Annotated in this window: 27 protein-coding genes and 1 pseudogene; 13 read left to right on the plus strand and 15 right to left on the minus strand. The window is 61.1% G+C overall.

What is annotated here, in order from left to right; genetic code table 11:
• Position 1 precedes the first annotated feature (1 nt).
• From AC13QO_RS22405 to AC13QO_RS22415, 3 genes are read right to left on the minus strand one after another with little or no spacing between them, the layout of a single operon-like run.
• The gene (locus AC13QO_RS22405; RefSeq protein WP_488541887.1) at positions 2-1,114 is read right to left on the minus strand and encodes a glycosyltransferase family 4 protein; all 1,113 of its coding nucleotides are present in this window, start codon (positions 1,112-1,114) and stop codon (positions 2-4) included.
• Positions 1,111-3,153, minus strand: a complete 2,043-nt coding sequence (locus AC13QO_RS22410) for an NAD-dependent epimerase/dehydratase family protein (protein ID WP_097599707.1) — start codon at positions 3,151-3,153, stop codon at positions 1,111-1,113. Before AC13QO_RS22410 ends, AC13QO_RS22405 begins: the two co-directional genes overlap by 4 nt.
• Positions 3,150-4,253, minus strand: a complete 1,104-nt coding sequence (locus AC13QO_RS22415; protein ID WP_221113992.1) for an NAD-dependent epimerase/dehydratase family protein — start codon at positions 4,251-4,253, stop codon at positions 3,150-3,152. Before AC13QO_RS22415 ends, AC13QO_RS22410 begins: the two co-directional genes overlap by 4 nt.
• 178 nt (positions 4,254-4,431) lie before the next feature.
• Between AC13QO_RS22415 and AC13QO_RS22420 the strand changes: the two genes are divergently transcribed.
• Entirely contained in the window at positions 4,432-5,421 is a 990-nt protein-coding gene (locus AC13QO_RS22420) for an MDR/zinc-dependent alcohol dehydrogenase-like family protein (protein WP_488541888.1), read from the plus strand.
• On the plus strand, positions 5,418-6,443 hold the full coding sequence (locus AC13QO_RS22425) for a Gfo/Idh/MocA family protein (protein WP_488541889.1): 1,026 nt from the start codon (positions 5,418-5,420) through the stop codon (positions 6,441-6,443). The genes AC13QO_RS22420 and AC13QO_RS22425 overlap by 4 nt, the downstream gene beginning before the upstream one ends.
• A gap of 4 nt (positions 6,444-6,447) precedes the next feature.
• Here the strand turns inward: AC13QO_RS22425 and AC13QO_RS22430 are convergent, their stop codons facing one another.
• From AC13QO_RS22430 to AC13QO_RS22440, 3 genes are read right to left on the minus strand one after another with little or no spacing between them, the layout of a single operon-like run.
• Positions 6,448-6,618, minus strand: coding sequence for a hypothetical protein (locus AC13QO_RS22430; RefSeq protein ID WP_221113989.1), 171 nt, complete (start codon positions 6,616-6,618; stop codon positions 6,448-6,450).
• Complete coding sequence (locus AC13QO_RS22435) at positions 6,615-6,812, minus strand: hypothetical protein (protein ID WP_141504863.1); 198 nt, start codon at positions 6,810-6,812, stop codon at positions 6,615-6,617. Before AC13QO_RS22435 ends, AC13QO_RS22430 begins: the two co-directional genes overlap by 4 nt.
• Positions 6,809-7,030 carry a hypothetical protein gene (locus AC13QO_RS22440; protein WP_085781465.1) on the minus strand — a complete coding sequence of 74 codons (222 nt, stop codon included), beginning with the start codon at positions 7,028-7,030 and terminating at the stop codon, positions 6,809-6,811. The genes AC13QO_RS22435 and AC13QO_RS22440 overlap by 4 nt, the downstream gene beginning before the upstream one ends.
• A 187-nt stretch (positions 7,031-7,217) precedes the next feature.
• On the opposite strand from AC13QO_RS22440, the gene AC13QO_RS22445 reads away from it, so the two are divergent.
• Both AC13QO_RS22445 and AC13QO_RS22450 read left to right on the plus strand, forming a co-directional pair.
• A complete protein-coding gene (locus AC13QO_RS22445; protein WP_488541890.1) occupies positions 7,218-8,024 on the plus strand; it encodes a nucleotidyltransferase family protein in 807 nt (268 codons plus the stop codon).
• 10 nt (positions 8,025-8,034) lie between these two features.
• A complete protein-coding gene (locus AC13QO_RS22450) occupies positions 8,035-8,757 on the plus strand; it encodes a metallophosphoesterase family protein (RefSeq protein ID WP_085781463.1) in 723 nt (240 codons plus the stop codon).
• Between the two features lie 18 nt (positions 8,758-8,775).
• Here AC13QO_RS22450 and AC13QO_RS22455 read toward each other — a convergent pair whose 3' ends face one another.
• Complete coding sequence (locus AC13QO_RS22455) at positions 8,776-8,982, minus strand: hypothetical protein (protein ID WP_097599713.1); 207 nt, start codon at positions 8,980-8,982, stop codon at positions 8,776-8,778.
• A 270-nt stretch (positions 8,983-9,252) separates the two neighbouring features.
• Between AC13QO_RS22455 and AC13QO_RS22460 the strand changes: the two genes are divergently transcribed.
• Positions 9,253-10,422: a zinc-dependent alcohol dehydrogenase gene (locus AC13QO_RS22460; RefSeq protein ID WP_488541891.1), complete on the plus strand. Its 1,170-nt coding sequence runs from the start codon at positions 9,253-9,255 to the stop codon at positions 10,420-10,422.
• 11 nt (positions 10,423-10,433) lie between these two features.
• Positions 10,434-11,234 carry an SDR family NAD(P)-dependent oxidoreductase gene (locus AC13QO_RS22465; protein ID WP_430957551.1) on the plus strand — a complete coding sequence of 267 codons (801 nt, stop codon included), beginning with the start codon at positions 10,434-10,436 and terminating at the stop codon, positions 11,232-11,234.
• 71 nt (positions 11,235-11,305) lie between these two features.
• On the opposite strand, the gene AC13QO_RS22470 is transcribed toward AC13QO_RS22465, so the two are convergent.
• The 3 genes from AC13QO_RS22470 to AC13QO_RS22480 all read right to left on the minus strand — a co-directional run bounded on the left by AC13QO_RS22470 (position 11,306) and on the right by AC13QO_RS22480 (position 13,843).
• A complete protein-coding gene (locus AC13QO_RS22470; RefSeq protein ID WP_064712032.1) occupies positions 11,306-11,569 on the minus strand; it encodes a hypothetical protein in 264 nt (87 codons plus the stop codon).
• 54 nt (positions 11,570-11,623) lie between these two features.
• On the minus strand, positions 11,624-11,869 hold the full coding sequence (locus AC13QO_RS22475; RefSeq protein WP_430957552.1) for a hypothetical protein: 246 nt from the start codon (positions 11,867-11,869) through the stop codon (positions 11,624-11,626).
• A 75-nt stretch (positions 11,870-11,944) separates the two neighbouring features.
• Entirely contained in the window at positions 11,945-13,843 is a 1,899-nt protein-coding gene (locus tag AC13QO_RS22480; protein WP_488541892.1) for an APC family permease, read from the minus strand.
• A 212-nt stretch (positions 13,844-14,055) separates the two neighbouring features.
• Between AC13QO_RS22480 and AC13QO_RS22485 the strand changes: the two genes are divergently transcribed.
• The 7 genes and pseudogenes from AC13QO_RS22485 to AC13QO_RS22515 all read left to right on the plus strand — a co-directional run bounded on the left by AC13QO_RS22485 (position 14,056) and on the right by AC13QO_RS22515 (position 21,097).
• A complete protein-coding gene (locus AC13QO_RS22485; protein ID WP_488541893.1) occupies positions 14,056-15,462 on the plus strand; it encodes a cytochrome B6 in 1,407 nt (468 codons plus the stop codon).
• A gap of 18 nt (positions 15,463-15,480) precedes the next feature.
• On the plus strand, positions 15,481-16,107 hold the full coding sequence (locus AC13QO_RS22490) for a DUF4142 domain-containing protein (RefSeq protein ID WP_488541894.1): 627 nt from the start codon (positions 15,481-15,483) through the stop codon (positions 16,105-16,107).
• Between the two features lie 61 nt (positions 16,108-16,168).
• A complete protein-coding gene (locus AC13QO_RS22495) occupies positions 16,169-18,151 on the plus strand; it encodes a protein-L-isoaspartate(D-aspartate) O-methyltransferase (RefSeq protein ID WP_183704197.1) in 1,983 nt (660 codons plus the stop codon).
• A 102-nt stretch (positions 18,152-18,253) separates the two neighbouring features.
• Positions 18,254-18,781 carry a DUF4142 domain-containing protein gene (locus AC13QO_RS22500; RefSeq protein ID WP_085781455.1) on the plus strand — a complete coding sequence of 176 codons (528 nt, stop codon included), beginning with the start codon at positions 18,254-18,256 and terminating at the stop codon, positions 18,779-18,781.
• A 51-nt stretch (positions 18,782-18,832) separates the two neighbouring features.
• Positions 18,833-18,919, plus strand: a pseudogene (locus AC13QO_RS22505) (DUF2934 domain-containing protein); the annotation flags it as partial.
• 51 nt (positions 18,920-18,970) lie between these two features.
• Positions 18,971-19,228 (plus strand): hypothetical protein, encoded by a 258-nt coding sequence (locus AC13QO_RS22510; protein WP_488541924.1) that lies wholly within the window; start codon positions 18,971-18,973, stop codon positions 19,226-19,228.
• 84 nt (positions 19,229-19,312) lie between these two features.
• Complete coding sequence (locus AC13QO_RS22515; RefSeq protein WP_488541895.1) at positions 19,313-21,097, plus strand: thiamine pyrophosphate-requiring protein; 1,785 nt, start codon at positions 19,313-19,315, stop codon at positions 21,095-21,097.
• A gap of 68 nt (positions 21,098-21,165) precedes the next feature.
• Here AC13QO_RS22515 and AC13QO_RS22520 read toward each other — a convergent pair whose 3' ends face one another.
• The 5 genes from AC13QO_RS22520 to AC13QO_RS22540 are packed head-to-tail and all read right to left on the minus strand — an operon-like array spanning position 21,166 to position 25,972.
• The gene (locus AC13QO_RS22520) at positions 21,166-21,930 is read right to left on the minus strand and encodes a FadR/GntR family transcriptional regulator (RefSeq protein ID WP_085781452.1); all 765 of its coding nucleotides are present in this window, start codon (positions 21,928-21,930) and stop codon (positions 21,166-21,168) included.
• A 25-nt stretch (positions 21,931-21,955) separates the two neighbouring features.
• Positions 21,956-23,020 carry a four-carbon acid sugar kinase family protein gene (locus tag AC13QO_RS22525; RefSeq protein WP_085781451.1) on the minus strand — a complete coding sequence of 355 codons (1,065 nt, stop codon included), beginning with the start codon at positions 23,018-23,020 and terminating at the stop codon, positions 21,956-21,958.
• Positions 23,017-24,009, minus strand: a complete 993-nt coding sequence (locus AC13QO_RS22530; protein WP_183704187.1) for an ABC transporter ATP-binding protein — start codon at positions 24,007-24,009, stop codon at positions 23,017-23,019. Before AC13QO_RS22530 ends, AC13QO_RS22525 begins: the two co-directional genes overlap by 4 nt.
• Positions 24,009-25,016 carry an ABC transporter ATP-binding protein gene (locus AC13QO_RS22535; RefSeq protein WP_488541896.1) on the minus strand — a complete coding sequence of 336 codons (1,008 nt, stop codon included), beginning with the start codon at positions 25,014-25,016 and terminating at the stop codon, positions 24,009-24,011. Before AC13QO_RS22535 ends, AC13QO_RS22530 begins: the two co-directional genes overlap by 1 nt.
• Complete coding sequence (locus AC13QO_RS22540; RefSeq protein ID WP_488541897.1) at positions 25,013-25,972, minus strand: ABC transporter permease; 960 nt, start codon at positions 25,970-25,972, stop codon at positions 25,013-25,015. Before AC13QO_RS22540 ends, AC13QO_RS22535 begins: the two co-directional genes overlap by 4 nt.
• Position 25,973 lies beyond the last annotated feature (1 nt).

Here is a 25,973-nt window from a genome sequence, read left to right on the forward strand (position 1 = left end):
ATTACTCCGCTGCTGTTGAAAAGCCACGCGCGCGCATGCGGGAATAGATCGCGCACATCGCCTCTGCCTGAGCCTCGACGCTGAAGGCGGCGGACCTGGCACGCGCTTTTCGTCCGAACGCTGCCCGCAGCTGCGGATCGTCGGCAAGCCTACTGAAAGCATCGGCGAAGGCATCGGAGCGATGCGGCTCGGCAAAAAGAGCAGCCCCGTCCCATATCTCGCGATAGGTTGGGATATCAGAAAGCACCAACGCCGCGCCCGCCCGCGCCGCCTCGAGAGCGGCTAGACCGAAAGGCTCGTAGAGGGACGGCGAGGCGACGATGGCCGCCCGCCGCGTCAAGGCGCTCATCCGCTCATGCGAAAGCTCGCCGCGATGATCGGCATGGCGAAATCGCATGGTCTGGCCATTGGGACCGGTGGTCGCGCCGGCCGCCGCCACCGTCCATCGCGTCATAGCTGCAGCCTTATCCAGCACCGCGCCGTTTTTGCCGTCGTCCCACCAGCGCCCGGCGGCAAGAACAAACTCCTGCTTGGGCTCGTCGGAGGCCTCAAGGGCGCTGGCGTTGTGAACGACCTGGAGATTTCCGATCGTTCCATAGGCCGCTTCCATCGCTCTAGCATGGCTGCTGCTTGGTGCGATCACCGCGTCCGCACATGCAAAGCCCTTCTGGTTCAGACGATGCTGCCATTGCCAGTCCTTTGGCACTTCACGTCCGCGGACGGCGGCAAACCATGTGACGACACAGGAATGGCAAACCACGGCAATCGGCAGGTTTGTTTCCATGCCCGCCGCCTGCGACGGCAGATTGAGATGCAGAAGATCGGCCTGTTCCCGGCGCGCGAGATCGGCGATCAGCCCCGGAACTTCGGCAACTGCCTCTTCATTCTCGACCGTCCAGTCGAGCGGCGCATCCAGCCAGACGAGCTTGCCGGCCCGGCCGGCCTCCGCAACCTTGTCGTCTGTCGGGAAAGGCCCCAGCCCCGCAAAGACAACCTCGATGTTGTTCGATTTCAGAGCTGCGGCCAAATCCATCGCGTAACGCCAGACGCCGCCGATGGCATCAACCGTCATCAGCACGCGGCGGTGCCCCTTGCTTCGTTCATGTTCGCTCATGCCGATGCCTTCCGCTTCTCCCTGCGGATCTGCCGGCCTCCGAAACGATGGGCGGTCAGCCATTCGGCGAGGTGCCGCAAACCATGACGCCATCCGATTCCGGCTTGCCAGCCGGTTTCCTGTTCAAGTCTCGTCGTGTCGGCCACGAAATAGAGTTGATCGCCGGCGCGCCATGGGCCAAAGCTGGTTTCGACAGGATGGCCGGCAAGCACTTCGATCTCGCGCAGCACCGCGAGCACGCTGACGGCGTTACGCGGCCCTCCGCCGAGGTTGAAGGCTTTGCCGCTGACCCGCTCGATATTGGAAAACAGCGCCCGATAGGCAGCGACGGCATCATCGACATGCAGAATGTCCCGAACCTGCTTGCCGTCGCCGTAGATGGAAATGGGCTCGCCGCCGAGCGCGCGGATCAGGAAATGCGCCACCCAGCCCTGGTCCTCGGTGCCGAACTGGCGCGGTCCGTAGATGCAGCTCATCCGCAGGACGGCGGCAGGAATGCCGTAGGACTTCGCGTAGTCGAGGATATACTGATCGGCCACGCCCTTCGAACATCCATACGGCGTGCAGAAATCGAGCGGCCGATCCTCGCCGATCCCTTGCGTCCTGATGGTCTCGTCTTCGGGAAGATAACGATCGTCGAGTTCGATCATGCCGAGTTCGTCGAGAGCACCATAGACCTTGTTGGTGCTGGCGAAGATGACGGGAGCCCGTTTGCCTGCTCTGCGCACCGATTCCAGCACATTGAGCGTGCCGCGCGCGTTCGTTTCGAAATCCTCCAGCGGGTCGACGAGGCTGGTGGTCACCGCCGTCTGGGCAGCATAATGGAAGACGGCCTTGGCATCCCTGAAGGCTGCTTCGATGCCCAGCAGATCACGAACGTCAGCGAGCACCGGATGCACCCGCCCGCCATGCCGCTCTTTCAGCCAGGAGAGATTCTGATCGACTCCCGATCGTGCCAGATTGTCGAGGATGATGACGTCCTCGCCATCGCTCAGCAGGCGGTCGGCGAGATTGCAGCCGACAAACCCGCTGCCGCCGGTGACGATGATCGGCGCGGCGCCAGAGGCGATGTTGGGAGCGGCAAGGGCCGCGACCTCCTCCAGCCTCTTGACGCCTCCTTCCATAAGAAGGCGGGCAAGCAGCTTCGGTTTATTGTCGTGGCTGACAGCGCCCAGATGATAATGCCTGGGATCGAACCACAGGCCTTCCTGAACTGGAACATCCGGCGGCACGTCGCGCCATGAATACCAGTACATGCGATCGGCCGGCACGTTCAGTGCCTTGATGAAGCGCCGCGCCTGTTCGACCTCGTCATTGCGCCAGGTGGAGTAGCCGGTTTCGGTGATCCATATTTCTGCATCGGCATTATAACGATCGATAATCCCACGCATCTCTCCGAGATGCATGTCCCAGCCGCCCCAGCTTGCCTCCTCGCTGTCCCAGGTTCCAGGGAAACCGTGGAAGCCGACGGCATCGACGACGCCAAGCACGCCGCGCGTGCCCATCAGATTGAGCCAATGGGGATCGAAGGGGCACGGGCCGCCAAGCACCGGCTTATAGCCCCTCTGCTTCGCCCAGTAGGCGGCGCCTCCGACCATTTCGCAGAAAAGCAGAAAGTCGCTGTCGTGGCGCCAATCCCAGTCAAGCAGGTTGTTCGGCTCGTTCCAGAGCTCGATATGACTGAGATAGCGGCCATAGCGCGTCAGGATATGATCGACGAAGTCGGCATAGGATTTGAGATCGACAGGCGCGCCCGAAGACTTGCCAGTCCGGGACAGAGACGGCGGCGTATAGTGTATACACGGCAGAAGATCGATTTCGCTGCCGATACGCGGGATCAGCCAATCGAACCATTGCCGGCCGCCGGGGGCCAGATATTCGGCCCAGGAAAGATGCGTACGGAGATAACTGGCGCCGCTTCCCAGAATATCCGGCAGCGCGACCTCAGCCCGCTCATATTCACCAGGCCGGAACCATTCGACGAAACCGAATTGCCTCGTCTCCTGATGATCGGATGCTCGAGCACCGGCCTTGTTCATGAAACCAGCCCCCGCTCTTCCAGTTGCCGCTTCATTTCGGCGCCGCGGTCGACCGCCCCGGTTTGCCGCACCCATTCGGCGAAGGGGGCAAGCGCATTTTCGAGACGATATTTCGGTTCGAAGCCGAGCAGTTCGCGCGCCTTGGAAATGTCGGCGAAGCAATTGCGGATGTCTCCCGAACGCGCCTTGTTCATGATGTCAGGGCCGATCTCGGGCACGCCCATGGCATCGGCAAGAAGCGTCGCGACATCGGCGATCGAATAGGCCTGGCCGCTGCCGATGTTGATCACGTGACCGGCTGCCGCGGGTTTTTCCAGAGCCAGGCGGAAGGCTGTCGCCACGTCGCGAACATGGACGAAATCGCGCCGCTGCCTGCCATCCTCGAAGATCATCGGCGGCTGGCCGTTGGCGAGGCGCGAACCGAAATTGGCGAGTACGCCGGTATAAGGATTGGAAAGCGCCTGGCCCGCTCCGAAAACGTTGAAGAGACGCAGCGCGACGGCATCCAGCCCGTAGGCTTCGCCGAAAATCAGAACCTGCCTCTCCTGGGCATATTTCGTCAAAGCGTAGATGGACGCCAGATCGACCGGTTTCTCCTCATCGGTGGCGACCGGTGTCAGCGGCTGGTTATCCTGATCAAGCGGATCCCACCGGCCCTGCTTGACATGCTGCATGCGCCGCTTGACATAGCCGAGCCGCTTTCCATCCACCGTCCGATAGAGCCCCTCTCCATAGACACTCATCGACGAGGCGACGACGATTGTCTTGACGGGAAGCCCGATCATGGCTTCGAGGAGCACCGCGGTGCCGAGGTCGTTGCAGCCTACATAGCGGGCAATTTCGTACATCGACTGCCCAACGCCGACTTCGGCGGCGAGATGAATGACGCCGTCCACACCGGCAAGCGCCGCGCGCACAGCGTCCTTGTCCCGGACATCGCCTTGGATGATCTCTGCTCCATCAGGCAAGCTGATTTCGGCATCGCCATGCACCTGATCGATCAGCGCATCGAGAATGCGCACATCATAGCCATTGTTCAGAAGTTCTTCAGCAACGTGGCGACCAATGAAGCCGCATCCTCCAGTTATCAAAATCGTCATTATGAGATCCGTCCGGTTGAATAATTTGCTTCGGAGATAGGCGCCGAACCGAAGGCGGATGGAAAAGTTCCTTCTTCAATGACATCTTTATTGACTTCATCATCAATGACTTCTTTGAGCTCTACCGGAACTCTTCAGGAGGCCTGTTGTTCTAGGGGTGCCACATGGAGGACATCTCATGGACATTGCGGCGATACAGAAGGCCGGGCTCATGCGGGCTGCCATCGTCACCGGCCCCGGACATATTTCGGTGGAGACCCGCCCCCTGCCCGAACCCGGTTCGGGCCAGGTCAGGGTGAAACTGGAAGGATGCGGCGTCTGCGCCTCGAACCTCACGCCCTGGGCCGGACCGGACTGGATGACGTTCCCCACCGAGGCAGGTGGGCTAGGCCACGAGGGCTGGGGTATTGTCGACGCCATTGGCCCCGATGTCACGGGGATTCGGATCGGAGAGCGGGTTGCCGTTCTTTCCTACCATGCCTACGCCACGCACGACATTGCCGATGCCTCGATGGTCGCATCATTGCCGAAGGAGTTGGATGGCAAGCCCTTTCCGGGCGAACCGCTCGGATGCGCCATGAACATCTTCGGCCGCAGCAATATCGAGAGCGGCCAGACCGTCGCCATCATCGGCATCGGATTCCTGGGCGCCCTCCTCACCCGGCTTGCCGCGGCAGCCGGCGCAAGGGTGATCGCCATCTCGCGCCGGCCCTATTCACTCGAGGTGGCGAGAGAGATGGGAGCGGCCGAGACCATTCCGATGGACGATCATTGGCAAATCATCGAGAGCGTCAAAACACTCACGGGCGGAAAATTCTGCGATTGCGTCATCGAAGCCGTCGGCAAACAATGGCCGCTCGACCTGGCGGGCGAGCTTACGAAGGAACGGGGGCGACTGATCATCGCCGGTTATCACCAGGACGGGCCCCGTCAAATCAACATGCAGCTTTGGAACTGGCGCGGGCTCGACGTCATCAACGCCCACGAGCGCGAGCCGGCCGTCTATATCAAAGGTATTCGCGACGCCATAGAAGCCGTGCGCCAGGGCCGGATCGATCCGCAGCCGCTCTACACGCATGCCTATCCGCTGGAGAGGCTGGACGACGCCCTCAACACGACGCGCGACCGGCCGGACGGGTTTCTCAAGGCTCTGGTGCAATATTCATGAATGAATTGATTTCCGAAGAAAATGCGGCGAACGCCAAACGGCTGAAGCTCGGCTTTCTCGGCGTAGGCTGGATCGGCCGGCATCGGATGAAAGCGATCCTCGGGAGCGGCGTGGCCGAGGCTGTCGCCATCGCCGACCCCTCAACAAATATGGCCCGAGAGGCCCTGGCGCTTGCCCCGGATGCCAGGATCGTCGCCGATCTGGACGGGTTGTTGGAGCAGGAGCTCGACGGCGTCGTGATCGCAACGCCAAGCGCCACACATGCCGAACAGTCCATCCGCGCCCTCGGGGCAGGGTTTGCCGTCTTCTGCCAGAAGCCGCTTGGCCGAACCGCATCCGAGGTCAGGGCCGTTGTCGATGCTTCCAGAACCGCCGACAGGCTGCTAGGCGTCGATCTTTCCTATCGACACACGCAAGGCATGCAGCAGATCCGGCAGCTCATCCGCTCGCATGCCCTTGGAAAGATCTTTGCGGCCGATCTGACCTTCCACAACGCCTATGGCCCGGATAAACCCTGGTTTTACGACAAGAGCCAGTCCGGCGGCGGCTGCGTCATTGATCTCGGCGTTCACCTCGTCGACCTGGCCTTATGGTGCCTCGATTTTCCCTCCGTCACCAATGTCACGAGCGCTTTGAGAGCCGGTGGGAAAAGGCTCGAAAACAACGGTCAGGTCGAGGATTTTGCAGCCGCGACGCTGACGCTTGCCGGCGGCGAAATCATCCGACTGACATGCTCCTGGCGTCTCAATGCCGGCTGTGACGCCGAGATCGGAGCCGATTTCTTCGGAACCGAGGGAGGGGCCTCCTTCAGGAATGTCGATGGCTCATTCTACGATTTTACGGCCGTCAGGATGTCCGGCACTTCGAGCGAAACTCTGGCCCTCCCCCCGGACGATTGGGGCGGAAGGGCTGCCGTGGATTGGGCAAGAAAGCTCGCCGGAGGCCAGCGCTACGACCCCGCGTGTGAGAATTTTATCGCAGTGGCGGAGGCGATCGACGGTATCTACGGCGCCGGCATGTAATCGATCAGGAGCCCTTGATAAGGCCGTAGAGCACTATCGTCGCATAAAGGGTGAATGCAACGACGGCGACCGTGCCGACCAGGATCAGTGCTATCCTGCCGGCATTGAGCCTCGTGCGCCTGCCCACGGAAGATGACGACGGCCGCTGAACTGGATCCTTATCCCCATCGCTCATCGTGTCTGCTCCGTCGCCGCGGCAGGTGATTTCTCGTCCGGTTCTCCGTGATGCGTCATCCATGTGAATGCGAGTGCGACAAGGCAGGCGATCAGGAAGATGGTGACGACGAATATCATCATGCGCCGCGGCGGCTGGGAGTTATCGTGGCTCATTCCTGAAGGGAAAGAGCCGCCTTTCCTCACCTCGCTCATGGCGCGCCCCTTTGCGGAAGCTCCGTCTCTTCATCGAGCTTCTCCTTGAGTTCGTCGAGCCGATCGCGCAGCAGCGACGCCTTCATGCGCCTTGCTTCCGCATCCGGCACCTCAACCGTCCGGCCGCTATCATCGGGAATGCCGGGGCCGCTTTCAGCAATCGTCTCGTTTCTGGGCCTGTCATTCGTGCCGGTCGATATTTTTGCTTTTCTGTCCATGACAGCCTCCGTTCAATTCTGGGGACGGTTACGCGCCCTTTGGCCAAACGACGCGGCGCTGGCGAAGTTCCGGAATGACCCGGGGGTGTCATGGCATGTCCTCTCCGAGCTCATCGTCAGGATGGAGCGCGGCGGAACATAGAAGCCATCCAAGTGTTGCTTTGCGTATCAATCACTGGGATCGACAATGACCGCTCGAAGTGCCGAAAGAGACAAAAACAACAACACGCTCATGAAAGTGAAGGCGGTTCCGGAACTCATCGATCCCGACGCCGAGCCGTTCGTGACCCAGGCCGTCCGAGAGCTCGTCGGATCGCAGATCCCGTTTCTGGTCGCCGGCACCTATGCCGTCTGCGCCTATACGGGCATTTCGCGCCAGACGAAGGACTTCGACATATTTTGCAAAGCGGGCGACTACGCGCGCATCCTTGGCCATTTCAAATCCAAGGGCTACACGGTTGAAGTCGAAGACGAGCGCTGGCTCGGAAAGGTCTTCAAGGGCAACCATTTCTTTGACGTCATCTTTGCCTCCTCCAACGGAACGATGCCGGTCGGCGACGACTGGTTCGACGATGCGCGCAGAGTCAAGATGTGCGGCCACACGGTCAGGATCGTCAGCCCGACCGAATTGGTCTGGTCGAAGTGCTTTGTCCAACTGCGCCACCGCTATGATGGCGCCGATATCGCGCACGTCATCTTGAAGGCACATGACTCCATCGATTGGCGCAAGCTGCTGGCTTATCTGGAAGTCCACTGGGAAGTCCTCCTCATCCATCTTCTCAATTTCAGGTGGATCTACCCGACCGAGCGAGACAAGATTCCGCAATGGCTGCTGGACGAACTGCTGGATCGGCTCAAGGCGCAGCAGGAGCTGCCATTGCCGCAAATGAAAATATGCCGCGGCCGGATGTATTCCCGCGTGGATTTCGAAATCGACGTGAAGGAATGGGGTTTTGCCGATGTCGGCGGCGAAGGTGAATTGCGAGGAGATTAGGAGAACCGTAATGGATGAACAGCGAAAGAGCGTGAGAATTGCGGCGGTGGCCGATCTTCATGTGACCGAAGACGGCGCCAAGTCCTATAAGGATCTGTTCGCGGAGATTTCCTCCGTGGCCGACGTTCTCGTCATCGCCGGCGACCTCACCGATCTCGGCAAGCCCAAGGAAGCCGAACTGCTTGCGAGCGATCTGCGCCATTGCACCGTGCCGACAGTCGCCGTCCTTGGCAACCATGATCACGAGAGCGGCCAGGTCGATGACGTCTGCCGGGTGCTGACGGATGCCGGCGTGAAACTGCTCAACGGCCAGGCGGCCGAAGTCGCCGGCGTCGGTTTCGTCGGCGTCAAGGGCTTTGCCGGCGGCTTCGGGCGACACATGCTCGGCTCGTTCGGTGAGGCGGCGATCAAGGCGATGGTTGCCGAAAGCGTCGAGGAGTCAATGCGCTTGGAAAACGCGATGCGCCAGGTCCGCTCCGATCGTTCCCTCGTCATCTTGCACTACGCGCCGATTGCCGAAACAGTGGCGGGCGAACCCCTGGAAATCTATCCGTTTCTCGGCTCTTCACGGCTGGCCGAAACGATCGACCGATTCCGCGTCAATGCGGTCGTACACGGTCATGCCCACCGGGGATCCTATGAGGGCCGCACACCGGGCGGCGCCCCCGTCTACAATGTCGCGGCCCATATCGAGAAACCCACCGGCAAGACTTACGCGTTGCTTGATCTCTGACTGGCCCGACTGTCACGATTATTTGTTGGTGCGTCCACGATGGCGTGGATTCACACCGCCCTGAGGCGTCGTGTCGTTGGCCGTATCGCCTTCCACGGTGTTTTCGGCCTGCATCGCTTCGTCGTCCGGCGGCGAGACGATGCCACGCGAACGGCTGATGCCCGGATCGTCTGTAAGGTCGATATCGCTTGGCTTCGTGGTCTTGGCATGTTTGGGGGAGGTCATGATTTTCTCCTTGAAACGTTGCGACCCTTCCGCAGTGAACTCACTGGATGGTCCCCGGTTCCCCTGAGGCGGCCCAGAACCCGTGACCATGAAAGCCCTGCATCGTCGGGAACATTTCTCCGAAGCTGAGGTTGAAGCGCCATTAGAGCGCTGCGCGTCCTTTCGGACGCTCAAAAGCGCTCTAACACCTTGGATCTGCGCATTGGCCTTTCCGAAAATCGATTCCAAATTTCGGACCGATGCGCTGGCGACCGGCGAGGAGGAACCATCGTGAGAGCTCTGACGTGGCACGGCAAGCATGACATCCGCTGTGACAGCGTCCCCGATCCTCATATCCAGGATGGGCGCGATGCCATCATCAAGGTTACGGCTTGCGCGATCTGCGGATCGGATCTGCATCTCTACGACGGCGTCATGCCGGAGATGCACAGCGGCGACATCATGGGTCATGAGACGATGGGCGAAGTGGTGGAAGTCGGCAAGGACAATACCAAGCTCAAGGTCGGCGACCGCGTCGTCGTGCCCTTTACCATCTCCTGCGGCGAATGTTTCTTCTGCAAGCGCGGCTTCTATTCCGGTTGCGAGCGCTCAAATCCGGATCGAGCCAAGGTCGCGAAACTCTGGGGCAACTCGCCGGCGGGCCTGTTCGGCTACTCGCATCTGCTCGGCGGCTATGCCGGCGGACAGGCGGAATATCTGCGCGTGCCCTATGCCGATGTCGGGCCGATCAAGGTGCCGGCAGGGCTTTCCGACGAGCAGGTGCTCTTTCTTTCGGACATTTTCCCAACCGGTTATATGGCGGCCGATTTCTGCAACATCCAGCCCGGCGATACGATCGCGATCTGGGGCTGCGGCCCGGTCGGCCAGATGGCAATACGCTCGGCCTTCCTGCTCGGAGTCGAACGGGTGATCGCCATCGATGCAGTGCCCGAGCGGATGGCGCTCGCGCAAGCGGCCGGCGCCGTCACCCTCGATTTCATGGACAAGGACGTCTACGAGCAGATCATGGAATTGACCGACGGGCGAGGTGCGGACGCCTGCATCGATGCCGTCGGAACCGAAGCCGAAGCAGCCGCCAGCTGGGATTCGCGCCTCGACCGCATCAAGGTCGCCATGTTCATGGGCACGGACCGCCCGCATGTGCTGCGTCAGGCCATCCACTGCTGCCGCAACTTCGGCACGGTCTCGATCGTCGGCGTCTATGGCGGTTTTCTCGACAAGATCCCGATGGGTTCGGCAATCAACCGGGGCCTGACCTTCAAAATGGCCCAGACGCCGGTCCAGCATTATCTGCCGGTCCTAATGGAGCGTATTGAAAAGGGCGACATTGATCCGTCCTTCGTCATCACACATCGCGGCACCCTGGAAGACGGTCCGGCCCTCTACAAGACGTTCCGCGACAAGCAGGACGGCTGCATCAAGGTCGTCCTAAAACCTTAAGGAGAAACATGATGGCTGATCGTCAATCAGGCAAAGGCCTGGCGGTCGTCACCGGCGCCTCCACCGGCATCGGCTACGAACTGGCGAAGTGTGCGGCCCGGGACGGTTATGATCTCATCCTTGCCGCCGACGAGGAACGGATCAACCAGGCAGCCGCCGATCTCAAGGCGTTCGGCACCTCAGTCGAAGCTGTCGAGGCCGACCTTTCAACGCTTGAAGGTGTCGACCGGCTGACCGAGCGCATCACCGCGAGCGGCCGATCGGTCGATCTGTTGATGGCCAATGCCGGGCGCGGCATCGGCGAAGGTTTCCTCGACCAGAATTTCAATGAAGCGCGCAAGGTCATCGAAACCAACATCACCGGAACGATCTACCTGATCCATCAGATCGGCAACCAGATGCGCAGCCGCGGCGGGGGCCGCATCCTGCTGACAGGCTCGATCGCCGGATTTATGCCGGGCTCCTACCAGGCCGTTTATAACGCCACCAAGGCCTTCATCAACAGCTTCTCCTTCGCCTTGCGCGAGGAGTTGAAGGATTCCGGCGTCACCGTCAGCTGCCTCATGCCGGGGGCGACGGAAACCGAGTTCTTCAAACGCGCCGGTCTTCTGGATACGGCGATCGGTCAGTCGAAGAAGGACGACGCCGGCGAAGTCGCGCGCATCGGCTATGACGCGATGATGGACGGCGAAGGCGATGTTGTGAGCGGTTGGAAGAACAAGCTCCAAGCTGCCGTTGCCAATGTCACGCCGGCAAGCGTGCTCGCCCATCAGCATTCGAAGGTGGCAAAGCCCGGTTCGGGCACAAAATAGATGGCAGCTTGCCTAAACGACTGGTCGCCGCCATCATCACGGCAGCGACCAAAGCCAATGAGATCGAGCGCTCAGTCGCGCTCGACGAATTTGTTGAAGCGGCTCGTCTTTCCGTCCTTGGTTTTGTCCTGGTAAAGAAAGGCGAGCTTGTTTTCGTCGAAGATCTTGAAGAATTCATCCCAGTCGATCTCGTCGAATTCCTCTTCCTTTTCGCCGAAATCGATCCGGAGAACGCCGCCTTTGCCGCGAGTCCGGATAGCCGCCGGCCTGCCGTCCCTTTCCTCCGCCCATTTGCGGATTTTCTTGTGATCCGTCGTTGTCTCAGAACTGCTCATTGAAGCCTCCATTCCTCTTGGTTTTGAGCGATGGTGCTGCCATGGCTCACGCGGTTACAGCAGCGGTTGTCTTTGCTTCCAGTCACGATAGGGCGCGAGCACTTGGCCAGGATAACGCCGCTCGATCTCGTCCTCGGTCAAAGCTATCCGGAAGAGAACCTCTGCCGTCGCATCGTTCTTGGCGGCATTGCTCGCCTTTTCCAGTGCGCTCATGGTCAAGAACAGCTCGTCGTCCGTCATCGCCTCGAGGCGGGTGGCAAGCTCTTCGACCGGTTCTGTCATAAGTGGATTCGCGGACATCGGCGCCTCTTTGCTGATGCCTGTCCAACTTCCCTCCGCACACTAAGTTCCGCCACGGGGCGGCGCAAAGGCCCCTCACGCCGCCGCCTGCTCCTCCCGATATAGCCGCCAGGGAACCATCGCCACCGTCAGGCGGGGACCTCCAAGCTTGACCAGTTTTGCCCTTAGCCGTCCTGCCCTGTTCATGTGCAGCAGCTTCTGCCACCATTTGTCTTTCACCGTTTCAGGGATCAGAACCGCGACCCGCCTCTCCGGACTATCGGCATCGAGCTTTTCGATCAGCCGCAAAAGCGGCTCATGCAGTTGCCGATAAGGCGCTGGGATGAGCATGAGCCGCGGCGGCTTCAGCCCGTGGGCGGCGATCGGCTCTTCCACCTCGAGGCGCCATTCCTCGCGAAGCGCTTTTTCACCTTCCTCCCGATCGGGCCCACCGAGACGGATGAAATGGACGGCGACAACATCGGGCGAGATCGTCAGTGCGAACTTGATGGCGCGTTCGCTCAACCTGTTCCATGTTTCGGTTACGACGAGAACGGTTGGCGGCTCGATATCTTCGACGGTGATAGGACCAGGCGTCCTGAGTTCGCGTTGAAGCGAGCGGTAGTAGCTCTTGATCGATTTCAGAATGGCAATGGTCACCGGGACCGTGATGAGGGTGATCCACGCGCCCTCCGCAAACTTGGCGATCAGGATGATGATGAGCGCCGCACCTGTCGAAACCGCGCCGACCGCATTCATCGTCAGCTTTGCGGTGTACCTCTTGGGCTGACGGCGCCAGTGAACGGTCATCCCTGCCTGAGAAATCGTGAACGTCAAAAATGCGCCGATTGCAAAGAGCGGGATCAGATGATCGGTGATTCCTCCGAAGACGGTCAGAAGCAGCGCGGCGAAGCCGGAAAGAAAGAGGATGCCGACTGTAAATACCAGCCGGCGTCCCGGCTGGGCGAAGGCCTTGGGAAGATAACCGTCGGCGGCGACCATCTGACAAAGACGTGGGAAACCGACAAAGCTGGTATTGGCCGACAGGCAAAGGACACTGAGAAGGCTTGCCATCGCGATATAGTAGAAGGCGCCATGGCCAGCGACGGCAGCGATCAGCTGCGACAGCACGCTCTGGTAGCCCTCCTTCGTCTGATCCATTCCGCCGATTTCGAAGACGGTAGCGATGGCGGCGATACCGCCGAGCAGCAGACCGAGGATGACAACGATGACGGTGAGCGTGATATGGGCATTGCGCAGGACGGGCTGCCTGAACGATCCCATCCCGTTGGAAACGGCTTCCACTCCGGTCATCGCCGTGCAACCGCTGGCGAATGCATGCATAAGCAGCCACATGGTCGCGCCCTGTGCCACCGGCCCCAGCGGAGGCGGGGGGACAATGGGTGCAGGCTGCTCGCCCAGGACTATCCCGATCAGCCCATAGCCAATGATGCCCAGGAAGCAGATGATGAAGAGGTAGGTCGGCAATGCAAACAGCCAACCGGCCTCTCCCGTTCCCCGCAAATTGGCCAGCATGACGATGAGGACGACGACGAGGCAGAGGAGCAGGATATAGGGGTGAAGGCTCGGTATTGCCGAGACCAGCGCTCCAACTCCTGCCGAAACGCCCACCGCGACATTCAAGACGTAGTCGATCATCAATGCCGCAGCGGCAAGCAGGCTTGGATATTCCCCAAGATTTTCCTTCGCCACCACATAGGCGCCGCCATTCGTCGGGTAGGCTGCAAGCGTCTGCCGATAGGAGAAATACAGGATCGCCAGCAGAGCGACGATGCAGCCCATCACTGGCCCGATATAGGTCAGACCGAGCGCCCCCAGCGGCATGAGAATGGTGAGCGCTGCCTCAGGGCCGTAAGATGACGATCCCAAGCCATCGAGCCCCATTGCGGGCACTGCCTCTATCCAACCGATCTTCTTGTCTTCGTGCTCGCGATTGGCGAGACGGCGACCAAACAGGAAAGTCGCGAGGTTCATTTCTATTCCTATCCCGGGGCTGACGGCGATAACCAACAATCGGCGCTCGCTCGGGTTCCCGGCGCCGCGGCATAGGCTATTCCCGGCACGAGACAGTCCGCTGCCCCCGAACCGATCCGCCAGAAACTGCAGACCGCACGCGAATTGTGCGGAACAATTAGTTCCGCGTGCAGTTCGGACGCCAGCTCAACCCGCGAGCAGAGGAGAGGGACATGCGGAAATCTCATGCTGTTGGACTGCTTTACGCGGCCTCTTTTGCCGGTGTCGGCGTCCTTGCAGCCGGTGCCTTGTCAGACCCCTTGCCGCCCGACACTACCTATCGGCCTTTGCCGACCATGCCGTTTTCCGAGGCAAGGAAAATCGACGAGGCGCAGAAACCCGAGGTCGCTCAACGGCAGCGCACCCTTCTGGAGCGGCGTTACGATCTGGCGGACAAGCCGATGCCGGGTGTCATGATGTCGGGGGGCATGAAGCCGGTGCAAGATGGCATCCGCGTGAAGCTTCCGGCGGACACGAGCTGGGATCAGCTGGCGGACATGACACCGGCAGAGATCAAGGAGAAGAACCTGCTTCCGGAAGGCTTCCTGCCCCTGCCGCATGTGAAGCAGGCGACCGGCGGGCAAGTTTTTCCCAATCGCCAGATCGATGAGATAAATGCGAGGGAAATGCGGGATCTCCGCCGCTTCGACGTCGATTTCGACCTTCCCGACAACCTCACCCCGGAATTCCCGCCACCTGTCTTTCTGACCACCCATCCGGAGCTCGGCGACGTCTCCCGTGGCCAGTTGCTGACGATCAAGAACTTCTACGAAATCATGAACGGCATCATCACACCGGTTCAGATGGAAGGGCTGCGGCTGCTTCTGACGCCCTTTCCGCAGGAAGAGTTCAACCAGACCGAGGACAGGAAGGTCGCGGACCAGAGCATGGGCGTCGCCTGTCTCGACTGTCATGCCAATTTCCACACCAATGCCGCCTTTCACCTGACCCCGGATGTTCGCCCTCAGGCGGACCGTTTCCGCTTGGATACGACAAGCCTGCGCGGCCTTTTCAACCAGCAGATTCACGGATCGAAGCGCTCGCTGCGGTCGGTCGAAGACTTCACCGAATTCGAACAGCGAACGGCCTACTTCAACGGCGACCATGTCAGCGCGACACGCAAAGGCGTCAATCTTCCCGACCGCCCGAACCAGGTCGCGATGATGGCGCAGATGCAAAATATCATCGATTTCCCACCCGCTCCGAAGCTCGACCCGTTCGGTCGGCTGGATCCCGCGCTCGCCACCTCCCAGGAACTGGCCGGCGAAAAAATCTTCATGGGCAAGGGACGCTGCGCCGATTGCCACGTTCCCCAGACGGAGTTCATGGACAACAACATGCATGACCTGAAGCTCGAGCGCTTTTACAGGATCGGCCAGGCTTACAATGATCTCGTCACGCTGCCTGACGGCCCCATCAAAACCTTCACGCTGCGGGGCATCAAGGATTCGCCGCCATATCTGCATGACGGCCGGCTGATGACGCTCGCCGACACCGTCGAATTCTTCAATCTAGTCCTCGGGATCAAACTCAGCGGACAGGAGAAGACGGATCTTGTCGCCTACCTGTTGACGCTGTGAAGCATGAAGGAGAGGCCCATGTATCGCAACCCTATCGCCGTGCTCACGACGGTTATGCTGCTCAGCAGCACCGCTTTCGCTCAGATCGGCAATCCGGCCGGAATGGGCGCCGACACAAAGATGTCGAAGCCCGGCGTTCCCGCTCCGCACCAGACTAATAACCAGGACAGGCTGTTTGCTCAGCTCGCAGCCGCCGGCGGGCTGGCGGAGGTCGAACTGGGCAGGATGGCGTCCAGCAGAGCGAAAGCGGATGCCGCCAAACAGTTCGCGGAGATGATGGTCCGCGATCACACGGAGGCTAACGCCAAGCTGAAAGAGTTGGCTGAGGCTGCCAAAATTCCGCTTCCCGAGACGCTCGATCCGGATCATCAAGTGGTTCGCGACCAGTTGGACAAGCTGAGCGGCACGCCGTTCGATACTGCCTACATCAAGGCACAGATCGTCGACCATCAGAAGACGGCGCAACTGCTGGCTTGGGAAATCTCCCTCGGTGAAGACGCCGAAATGCAACGTCAGGCGGCGTCGATGCTGCCAATCGCGCTCGATCATCTTAGACGCGCGCAGGAAATCAATGCCGAGCTGACGGGCGCGGCAATCCGGTTGCCCGCGCAAGCCATGGCGGCAAGCGGGCCGAAGCCGCAATAGCGCCATTGCCCCGGAACAACCGCCTGCATTCAGCTGTTCTCCTTGAGAGTGGAGGTGATCCATGGATATGACCCGCAGCCGAGACCACATGGTCGAACATCATGTCGTGGGTCGCGGCATTCGCGATCGAAGCGTCACCAGGGCGATGCGGATGGTCCCGCGCGAAAAATTCGTCGATCCCGGCTTCGAGGAATTCGCCTATGAGGATGCCCCGTTATCGATCGGCGAGGGGCAGACAATTTCGCAGCCTTACATCGTCGCACTGATGATCGAAAAAGCCGATCTGGACGCCGGCGACAAGGTTCTGGAGGTCGGAACCGGTTCCGGCTACGCCTCGGCCCTCATCAGCCGGATCGCAAAACACGTCTATTCCATCGAACGGCATGAAAGATTGGCGGTTCAGGCCCGGGAGCGATTCGACAAGCTCGGATACCGCAACATCGACGTCCGGGTCGGCGACGGCAGCAAGGGCTGGGCCAAAGCCGCTCCCTTCGATGCCATCATCGTGTCGGCGGGCGCACCGGAGGTTCCGGCCTCCTTGAAGGAGCAGCTGGATCTCGGAGGGCGCCTCATCATCCCGGTCGGCCGAGGTGAAGAGCAGCGGCTGAAACGCATCACGCGCACCGGTGCAACCACCTTCGAGGAGGAGGATCTCGGCGGCGTCTTCTTCGTTCCCCTGATCGGCGAGGATGCCTGGACTGCCGCACATCCGATGTACACGGCGGCAGCCCCGTCATCGCGCATGGAGGAAGCGCCTGACAAACTCATCGCGGCCGTGGCGGAAGAATTTCCCTCGGTCGACGACCGGAGCTTTGCCGCCCTTTTCGATCGGTTTGCCGAAAGCCGTATCGTTCTGCTTGGTGAATCCACCCATGGCACGGCCGAATTCTATGAGGCGCGCGCGGCCATCAGCCGTCACCTGATCGAACATCACGGCTTTAACATGGTGGCGGTCGAAGCGGATTGGCCGGACGCCGTGGCGGTCGACCGCTGGATAAACGGTCAGCCGTCGAAAGGCGATCAGCCATTCAGCCGTTTTCCCAAGTGGATGTGGCGGAACCTGGAATTTTCGCGGTTCCTCGGCTGGCTGAAGACGGATAATGAGCGTCGCAAGGGTTTACACGCCGATCCGGTTCGGTTCTACGGCCTGGATCTCTACAACATGTCGGGATCGATCCGCTCCGTCCTCGACTATCTCGAAAATGTCAGCCCGGAAACCGCCCAAATTGCCAGGGAACGCTATGGCTGCCTCAGCCCCTGGCAGAGCGATCCGGCGACTTACGGCCGGGCCGTGCTTACCGATGCCTATAGATCATGCGAGGAGGCGGTGCTAAGGCAATGCACGGAGCTGCTGGCGCGCTCCCTGGACGACGCTGCCTCAGACGGTCGTGACTTTCTGAACGCCGCCCAGTCGGCGCGGTTGCTAGCCGCAGCCGAGCGGTATTACCGGATCATGTATTACGGCGGTTCTCAGGCCTGGAATCTCCGCGACACCTACATGGCCGATACCGTCGAGCATCTCCTCGACTTCCACGGTCCGACGGCAAAGATCATCATATGGGCGCACAACTCGCATATCGGCGATGCCCGCTATACCGATATGGCAGCCGCCCGCGACGAACTGAACCTTGGCCAGCTGTGCCGGCAGCGTTTCGACGGAATGACAAGCCTCATAGGACTGGGAACGCATTCCGGTGAGGTGATGGCGGCAAACGACTGGGATGGACAGGCCGAGAAGAAGCAAGTCAATCCGTCCCTGCCGCAAAGCTACGAGCGTCTCTGTCACGATTCCGGAAAGCCGCGATTTCTTCTCGACCTCGCGGCCGATGAAGAATTGCATGCAAGCCTCGTCGAACAGCGGCTTCAGCGCTTCATTGGCGTCATCTACCGGCCGGAAACGGAACGGCTGAGCCATTACATGTCGACATCGCTGTCGCGGCAATATGATGCATTTCTCTGGTTCGATGAAACTCGAGCGCTTTCACCGCTTGTGGCACCGGAGTCCGGTTCATCGGATCCGGAAACGTTTCCCTTTGGGCTCTAAGCCCCGGCCTCTGTCGGACGAACAGCGATCATCAACAACGCGATAAGGCGGGAACTCTGCGCCTGCCCGCAAGTTTGGCGATTACCAACCCAGGAGATCCTTATGAAACGCTTTGCTATCGCTTCGCTCGCCCTCTCGCTTGCTGTTCCGGCATTCGCGCAATCGGCTGCCGAAAAGAGCGGGGTCAATTCCCTGATCGGCGTGCCGCCGAAAACGGAAGATTTCGTCAAGGAAGCAGCCGCAAGCGACATGTTCGAAATCGCCTCCAGCAAGCTTGCGATCGAACGTGGCGACGATGCGACGAAGGCCTTCGCGCAGCAGATGCTCACCGACCATCAGAAGACCAGCGAAGAACTCAAGGCGTTGGTTTCCGGCGGCAAGGTCAAGGCAGCGCTTCCGAGCGCCATGACGTCGGATCAGAAAAGCATGCTCGACAAGCTGAACAGCCTGCAAGGAGCCGATTTCAACAAGCAATATCACTCCGACCAGGAATCTGCCCATGAGGACGCGGTCGATCTCTTCAAGCGCTATGGCGACGAAGGGGACAATCCAGAACTGAAGGCATGGGCTGCAAGCACGCGCCCCGCTCTGGAACATCATCTCCAGATGGCCGAGGAACTCAACAAGTAAGCGGCAAGATCGCATGGTCAAGGCGATCATGAGGCCCGCCGGGAGGCAAGGATGATCGATGAGGAGACAAGAAGGATCCGCGCCTACCGGATTTGGGAAAGCGAGGGACGCCCGGAAGGTCAGGACCTCGCACATTGGTATCGAGCGGGCGACGAAACGGTTGACCCGGCGCAAGATGGTCGGGATTACATCCGATATTCCTATGGCGCGGCGCCGGCAGGGTCGCTGATCATCAAACTCTATCGATCGAGCAACCAGATCCGGGGATATGTTCGCAAGGTCGCGGAAGGCGACCTGGATGACACGGTCTATCCCGGCGAGGAAATGGAGCCCGAGGCGGCATTCAAACTGGCAGAGTCCCATAGAGGCAACAGCAGCCAGCCCGTCTTCGTCGAACTTGTCGAGGACGTCGAATGGGATCCGTCTTGGGGCCGCCTCCGCGATTAAACCCACGGCTAAAACAGACCGGGTCGAATCGATTGGCCCGGCCCCGAAACTGCGGCTTGATCCGGAGCCGGGAGAACAGCATCCATGGCGAAAACTGTCGGCGATTTTCTTGTGGCACGGCTTGGCGAATGGGGTGTGCGACGTATGTTCGGCTATCCCGGCGACGGCATCAACGGCGTCTTCGGGGCGCTCCATCGCGCATCCGACAAGATGGAGTTCATCCAGGCACGGCACGAGGAAATGGCGGCTTTCATGGCAGCCGCCTATGCGAAGTTCTCAGGCGAACTCGGCGTCTGCATCGCAACCTCGGGACCCGGCGCCACCCATCTGATCACCGGTCTTTACGACGCTCGCATGGACCATCAGCCGGTTCTCGCCATTGTCGGCCAACAGGCGCGCCGCGCGCTCGGCGGACATTACCAGCAGGAGCTCGACCTTGCCGCCCTCTTCAAGGATGTCGCGAGCGATTTCGTGCAGCAGGCTTCCACCCCGGCGCAGGTGCGCCATCTGATCGACCGCGCGGTTCGCATCGCGCTCGCAAACCGGGCGGTGACAGCGATCATTCTGCCCAACGACCTGCAGGAAATGCCCTATGAGGAGCCAGCGCGAAAGCATGGAACCGTGCATTCGGGTCCGGGTTACCTTCCGCCGCGAGTCTTTCCGCACGGAGACGATCTTCAGGCCGCGGCCGATATTCTGAATGCGGGAATGAAAGTGGCGATCCTCGTCGGCGCCGGCGCGCTCAACGCCACGGACGAGGTCATTGCCGTTGCGGACCGCCTCCAGGCGGGCGCTGCCAAGGCCCTGCTCGGCAAGGCCGCTCTGCCGGATGACCTGCCATGGGTGACGGGCTCGATCGGCCTTCTCGGGACGGAACCTTCATGGAACCTGATGCGCGACTGCGACACCCTGCTGATGATCGGCTCCGGTTTTCCCTATTCCGAATTCCTTCCGGAGGAAGGCCGGGCGCGCGGCGTGCAGATCGACATCAATCCCGACATGCTGTCGCTGCGCTATCCGATGGAGCTCAACCTGACGGGTGATGCGGCCGAAACGCTCAGGGCGCTGCTGCCTCTGTTGCGGGAAAATCCTGATACCAGCTGGCGGCAAACGATCGAGAAAGACGTCGCCTCCTGGTGGAAGACGCTGGACGAGCGCGCCCACGTCGACGCCAATCCCGTCAATCCGCAGCGCGTCGTCAGCGAACTTTCGCCGCGGCTGCCGGCAAATGCCGTTGTCACCAGCGATTCCGGTTCCTGCGCGAACTGGTATGCACGGGACCTGAAGATGCGCCGCGGCATGAAGGCATCGCTTTCCGGCGGACTGGCCTCGATGGGAGCTGCCGTCCCCTACGCGATCGCCGCCAAATTCGCGCATTCCGATCGCCCCGTCATCGGCCTGGTCGGTGACGGCGCCATGCAGATGAACAATCTCGCCGAGATGATCACCGTTGCCAAATACTGGAAGGACTGGGCCGATCCGACTTTCGTCATCTGCGTCTTCAACAATCAGGATCTGAACCAGGTGACGTGGGAGCAGCGGGTGATGGAGGGCGATCCGAAATTCGCAGCGTCGCAGTCCATTCCTGACATAGCCTATCACAAGTTCGCCGACCTCATCGGATTGCGCGGCATTTTCGTCGACCAGCCGGCTCAGCTCGGCGCCGCGTGGGAAGAAGCTCTGAGCGCCAATTGCCCCGTCATCCTCGAAGTAAAGACCGATCCGGAAGTGCCGCCGCTGCCGCCGCACATCAGCTTCGAGCAAATGCGGAACATCACCTCTGCCTTGATGACGGGGGATCCGCATGAAGCAGGAGTCATTGCCGGCACCTTCCGCCAGCTCTTTGCCGGCATCCTGTCACGGCGGTAGCTCACCGCATCGTTTCGCGGCGAGCATTTGGACGCCGCCCCTTTACGCAGGTTGCAACCGGGGGTGCCTCAGAAGGACAGGTCGAGCACCCTGCCCTCGAAGAGACGGTCGCGAGAACCTTCGAGATGCGCCTTCATCAACCTTTGCGCATCCTCCGGCCTGCCATCGGCGATCGCCTTGTAAATGGCGTTATGCTCTTCATAGACCTGTTCTAACCCTTGGCGCGGGCCGAGCAGGGAAAGGCCATGGAGATGCATACCGACGGCGATATGGGCTTTCAGTGCATCGATCGAGGCCGTGTAATAATGATTGTTGGCAGCCTCCGTCACCGCGCGATGGAAAGTGAAATCGGCATCGGCCCGGTGAAGCTGATGGCTGGTCGCCTCGCGCAGATCCGCAAGGGCGCTGGCGATCTTCTGGATGGCCTGCTCATTGCGTCGCTTGGCGGCAAAATAGGCGGCGGCCGGCTCGATGGTCAGGCGGAATTCGTAGCAGCGCTGAATATCGGCAATGGTTTTAACAGGCGAATAGGCGAGTTGCGTCGTCGGCGACCCATGCGCGCTGACGAAGGTGCCCGCGCCTTGCCGGGCATAGACCATGCCCTGATCGCGCAGCCGTGCCAGCGCATCACGGACGATAGGCCGGGAAACACCCAGCATCGAGGCCAGTTCGTGTTCGCCTGGAAGGCGTGAATCCGGCGGATAGTTTCCGCCGCGGATCCGCTCGAGCAGCTGGTCGAAGACACGGTCGACCAGCTTGACGGCCTTGCCGCGTTCGGGCTTGCCCGGCGGGCCGGCTTCCGCGTTCAAAGATTCGCCATTCGCGTCAACCACGTGTCATATTCTCCCCGACGGTATCTTATGCCGCCTGATTCCGAAGAACCAGTTTTAGCAGACTATCCGGTTTGCCGAAGCCCCCCGACTTGACGGCGCACCGAAAACGCCGGCCATCGGCGGCCGTCACATCGAACCACGGAATGCCGGCTTCTATCTCGCCCTGGGGCGCCAATACCCGCACCCCCAATGTGCGGAAAACGGCAAGAGCCGTATCGCCGCCCCCGACCATCAGCATATCCGGCCTCGTATCATCGATGACAGCCTTGACGCCTGACGCAAAGTTGCGAACGACGAGCCCCGCATCGACCGCCATATCGCCTGTGCAACGCAACAGCACCGGCAGCGCCAGACCCTCGCCACATTCGATCTCGCCCATCGGCGCATCCAACACCACGCGTAGGGCGCCCGTGCCTTCAAGCCGGCTCATCTGAGCGACAGTGATCGGATCGCGCGAGCCGAAGGCAAACAGGGTCCGCGGGCTTGCCGCAAATTCCCTCCTAGTCGACTGACCTGCCTCGCCGAGGCGGCGGGCAAGTGCGGCGCCGAGACCCCGGGCGCCGACGGCAAGGGTCGTCTGCCAGTCATGTCCCGCGGCGATCTGGTCAAGATCGGCATCGTCCCCGGCATCGGCAACGACAACGCGGTCCGCACCCCTTTTGAACAGCTCAGCGATCGGCAGCGGACGGTTGATGCCCCGGCCGACGACACAGCCACGGTAGGTCAACCGCTCCTGATCGGGAATGGCGGGCGCAACGAGGATGGCCTTCAGGTCGAATGCCTTCGCGAGCGCCATGCTTTCCGCCGCGACATTGCCCTTCAACCGGGAATCGATCTTCTTCATGACGACCGCAGGCTTCTCGCCACGAAAGACATCCGCCGCCAATTGAACTCTTTCGGCAGCTTCGCGCTCATCCAGTGCGCGGGAGGCGGTGTTGATGACGACGACATCGCAGGCGGTAGCCACCGCCTCCCGCGCCGCCTCTATATCGATGGCGACGGCGACCGAAAGGCCAGCTTCGACAAAGGGCGTGCCGGTATCGAGAGCGCCGGTCAGATCGTCGGCAATGATCGCCACCTTCAGCGTCATGCGATTTGCTCCGTATTGACGGCGTGGCAGGCGACGAGGTGGCCAGGCCTAGCTTCTTTCCAGGCGGGGATGACCTTGCTGCAGACATCCATGGCGATCGGGCAGCGCGTATGGAAACGGCAGCCCGAAGGCGGGCTCAGCGGGCTCGGCACGTCGCCCTGCAGGATCTGGCGCTGACGGGTGCGCTCCAGTTCCGGATCGGTCTCCGGAACGGCCGACAGCAGCGCCTTGGTATAGGGGTGCAGCGGATTGTCGAAGAGGTCCTCGCGGGTGGCCAGTTCGGCCAGCCGCCCGAGATACATGACGCCGACGCGGGTGCTGATGTGGCGCACGACGGCAAGATCATGGGCGATGAAAAGATAGGTCAGCCCGTATTTCTCCTGCAGATCGAGCAGCAGGTTGATGATCTGCGCCTGGATCGACACGTCGAGCGCCGATATTGCCTCATCGCAGACAATGAATTTTGGCTGGCAGGCGAGCGCCCGGGCGATGACGACGCGCTGGCGCTGACCGCCGGAAAGCTCGTGCGGGTAACGCTGGGCAAAGCGTGTGGGCAGGCCGACATCGGTGAGCAGCGTCGCCACCCTCTCCTTCAGCTCGGCCTTGGCGCAGAGCTTATGAAAGAGGATCGGCTCGCCGATCGCTTCGCCCACCGTCATGCGCGGATTGAGCGTCGAATAGGGATCCTGGAAAACGATCTGCAGGTCGCGGCGGAAGGGCCGCATCTGCTTTTCGTCGAGCGTGGCAAGGTCCTGGCCCTTATAGACGACCTTGCCGCTGGTCGCCTTGTAGAGGTTGAGGATGGTGAAACCTGTCGTCGACTTGCCGCAGCCGGATTCGCCGACGAGGCTCAGCGTCTCGCCTTCCATGATGTCGAGATTGACATTGTCGAGCGCATAGACGGTTGCCGAGCGTTCGCCAAATGCGCCAAGCTTGACATGAAAATGCTTGACCAGGTTTTCGACCTTGAGCAGCGGTTGAGCAGCCATCACGCGGCCTCCTGCATTCTCTGGACGACGAAACAGGCGGCGCGATGATTGCTGCTGCCACTCAGCGGTTCGAGCTGCGGCACCTTCTCGTGACAGACCGTCTCGGCAAGCGGGCAGCGCGGCGCGAAGGGGCAGCCCTTCGGCCGGCGGCCGGGCTCCGGGGGCGTGCCGCCGATCGAACTCAGCCGACTTGCCGGCGGATCTGAAAGTTTCGGGATCGAGGACAGCAGGCCGCGCGTATAGGGATGGCTCGGCCGGGCGTAGAGCTCGTCGACCGGCGCGTCCTCCACGACCGTGCCGGCATAGAGAACGGCGACGCGGTCGACGAGACCGGCGATCAGCGCCAGATCATGGGTGATCCAGACGACGGACATGCCGAGCTTGGCTCTGAGATCCTTCACCAGATCGACGATCTGCGCCTGGATGGTGACGTCGAGCGCCGTCGTCGGTTCGTCGGCAATCAGGAGCTTGGGATTGCAGGCAAGGCCGATGGCGATCATCACGCGCTGGCGCATGCCGCCCGAAAGCTCGTGCGGAAAGGCCTGCAGCCGCTCTTCCGGGCCGGGAATGCCGACGAGGCGCAACAGTTCGACAGCGCGGGCGCGGGCTTCCGCCTTCTTCATGCCGCGGTGATAGATCAGCGGCTCGCAGATCTGGGCGCCGACGCGCATGACGGGATTGAGCGAGGTCATCGGATCCTGGAAGACGAAACCGATATCGCCGCCGCGCACCTTGCGCAATTCACGATTGGACATCGTCTGCAGGTCGCGGCCGTCGAAGGTGGCCGAGCCCTTGACGACCTTGATCTTGTTCGGCAGCAGCCGCATCAGGCTCAGCATGGTGAGGCTCTTGCCGCAGCCGGATTCACCGACGACGCCGAGGGTCTCGCCCTTGTCGACATGCAGATCAATGCCGTCGACGACGACGGCAGGGCCGTTGCGGCCGTCGATCTCGACGGTGAGACCCCTGACGTCGAGCAGGCGTTCTGTGCTTTTCGTGTTCATCATTTGCTGCCCCGCGGATTGAGCGCGTCGTTGAGGCCGTCGCCGAGGAAGCTGAAGGCAACCGAGGCAAGGCCGAGCACGGCCGCCGGAGCGGCGAGAAGATGCGGATAATGCTGCCAGACGCGAAGACCGTCCGAAATCATGTTGCCCCAGCTGGGCGTCGGCGGATTGACCCCGACACCCAGGAAGCTGAAGGCGCTTTCCAGCACCATCGCCGTGCCAAGGCCGGCGCTGACCGAGACGATCAGGGGGCCGAGCGCATTCGGCACGACATAACGCTTGATGATGATCCAGTTCGACAGGCCAAGCGCCTGAGCAGCCGTAATATAGGGCCGGCTGCGGATCGACAGCACCTGGGCGCGCACCAGACGGGCATAGGGCGGCCAGGAGATCAGCGCCATCGACCCGAAGACGAGAATGAAATCCACCCATATGGTCTGGCGGTAGAAGGGATTGAGGGTCTCAAGATAACGGGCCTCCATCCACTTGGTGATCGGCGATTTCAGCGAAGCGTTGACGACGACGACGAGCAGCAGGTTGGGAACCGACATCGTCACATCGGTCAGCCACATGATAGCGCGGTCGAAAGGGTTGCCGAAGAAACCGGCGACGGCGCCGAGCGTGAGGCCGATCAGCACCGCAAAAAAGGTGACGATCACGGCGACGAGGAAGGCTGTCCGCGTGCCGAAGACGACGCGGCTGAAGACGTCGCGGCCGAGATCGTCGGTTCCGAAGAGGTGGCTCATCGACGGCAGCGCGTTGCGGGCGTTGAGGTCCTGGCTCAGATAATCATAGGGCGTGAGATATGGCCCGAAGATCGCCGTGAAAGCGAGAATTAGAACAACCATGAGACCGAAGACGGCAAGCTTGTTGCGCCGCAGACGATGCCAGGCGTCGCGCCACAGGCTGACCGGCGGCTCATCCACGGTTTCGGTGGTGGAAAGAGGGATTGCAGACATG

Source organism: Rhizobium sp. CNPSo 3670 (assembly GCF_057784555.1).

Bases quoted from the DNA above. Each gene is read 5' to 3' on its own strand.
- AC13QO_RS22405 (WP_488541887.1), bottom strand. From the start codon at position 1,114: ATGAGCGAACATGAACGAAGCAAGGGGCACCGCCGCGTGCTGATGACG.
- AC13QO_RS22410 (WP_097599707.1), bottom strand. From the start codon at position 3,153: ATGAACAAGGCCGGTGCTCGAGCATCCGATCATCAGGAGACGAGGCAA.
- AC13QO_RS22415 (WP_221113992.1), bottom strand. From the start codon at position 4,253: ATGACGATTTTGATAACTGGAGGATGCGGCTTCATTGGTCGCCACGTT.
- AC13QO_RS22420 (WP_488541888.1), top strand. From the start codon at position 4,432: ATGGACATTGCGGCGATACAGAAGGCCGGGCTCATGCGGGCTGCCATC.
- AC13QO_RS22425 (WP_488541889.1), top strand. From the start codon at position 5,418: ATGAATGAATTGATTTCCGAAGAAAATGCGGCGAACGCCAAACGGCTG.
- AC13QO_RS22430 (WP_221113989.1), bottom strand. From the start codon at position 6,618: ATGAGCGATGGGGATAAGGATCCAGTTCAGCGGCCGTCGTCATCTTCC.
- AC13QO_RS22435 (WP_141504863.1), bottom strand. From the start codon at position 6,812: ATGAGCGAGGTGAGGAAAGGCGGCTCTTTCCCTTCAGGAATGAGCCAC.
- AC13QO_RS22440 (WP_085781465.1), bottom strand. From the start codon at position 7,030: ATGGACAGAAAAGCAAAAATATCGACCGGCACGAATGACAGGCCCAGA.
- AC13QO_RS22445 (WP_488541890.1), top strand. From the start codon at position 7,218: ATGACCGCTCGAAGTGCCGAAAGAGACAAAAACAACAACACGCTCATG.
- AC13QO_RS22450 (WP_085781463.1), top strand. From the start codon at position 8,035: ATGGATGAACAGCGAAAGAGCGTGAGAATTGCGGCGGTGGCCGATCTT.
- AC13QO_RS22455 (WP_097599713.1), bottom strand. From the start codon at position 8,982: ATGACCTCCCCCAAACATGCCAAGACCACGAAGCCAAGCGATATCGAC.
- AC13QO_RS22465 (WP_430957551.1), top strand. From the start codon at position 10,434: ATGGCTGATCGTCAATCAGGCAAAGGCCTGGCGGTCGTCACCGGCGCC.
- AC13QO_RS22470 (WP_064712032.1), bottom strand. From the start codon at position 11,569: ATGAGCAGTTCTGAGACAACGACGGATCACAAGAAAATCCGCAAATGG.
- AC13QO_RS22475 (WP_430957552.1), bottom strand. From the start codon at position 11,869: ATGTCCGCGAATCCACTTATGACAGAACCGGTCGAAGAGCTTGCCACC.
- AC13QO_RS22480 (WP_488541892.1), bottom strand. From the start codon at position 13,843: ATGAACCTCGCGACTTTCCTGTTTGGTCGCCGTCTCGCCAATCGCGAG.
- AC13QO_RS22485 (WP_488541893.1), top strand. From the start codon at position 14,056: ATGCGGAAATCTCATGCTGTTGGACTGCTTTACGCGGCCTCTTTTGCC.
- AC13QO_RS22490 (WP_488541894.1), top strand. From the start codon at position 15,481: ATGTATCGCAACCCTATCGCCGTGCTCACGACGGTTATGCTGCTCAGC.
- AC13QO_RS22495 (WP_183704197.1), top strand. From the start codon at position 16,169: ATGGATATGACCCGCAGCCGAGACCACATGGTCGAACATCATGTCGTG.
- AC13QO_RS22500 (WP_085781455.1), top strand. From the start codon at position 18,254: ATGAAACGCTTTGCTATCGCTTCGCTCGCCCTCTCGCTTGCTGTTCCG.
- AC13QO_RS22515 (WP_488541895.1), top strand. From the start codon at position 19,313: ATGGCGAAAACTGTCGGCGATTTTCTTGTGGCACGGCTTGGCGAATGG.
- AC13QO_RS22525 (WP_085781451.1), bottom strand. From the start codon at position 23,020: ATGACGCTGAAGGTGGCGATCATTGCCGACGATCTGACCGGCGCTCTC.
- AC13QO_RS22530 (WP_183704187.1), bottom strand. From the start codon at position 24,009: ATGGCTGCTCAACCGCTGCTCAAGGTCGAAAACCTGGTCAAGCATTTT.
- AC13QO_RS22535 (WP_488541896.1), bottom strand. From the start codon at position 25,016: ATGATGAACACGAAAAGCACAGAACGCCTGCTCGACGTCAGGGGTCTC.
- AC13QO_RS22540 (WP_488541897.1), bottom strand. From the start codon at position 25,972: ATGTCTGCAATCCCTCTTTCCACCACCGAAACCGTGGATGAGCCGCCG.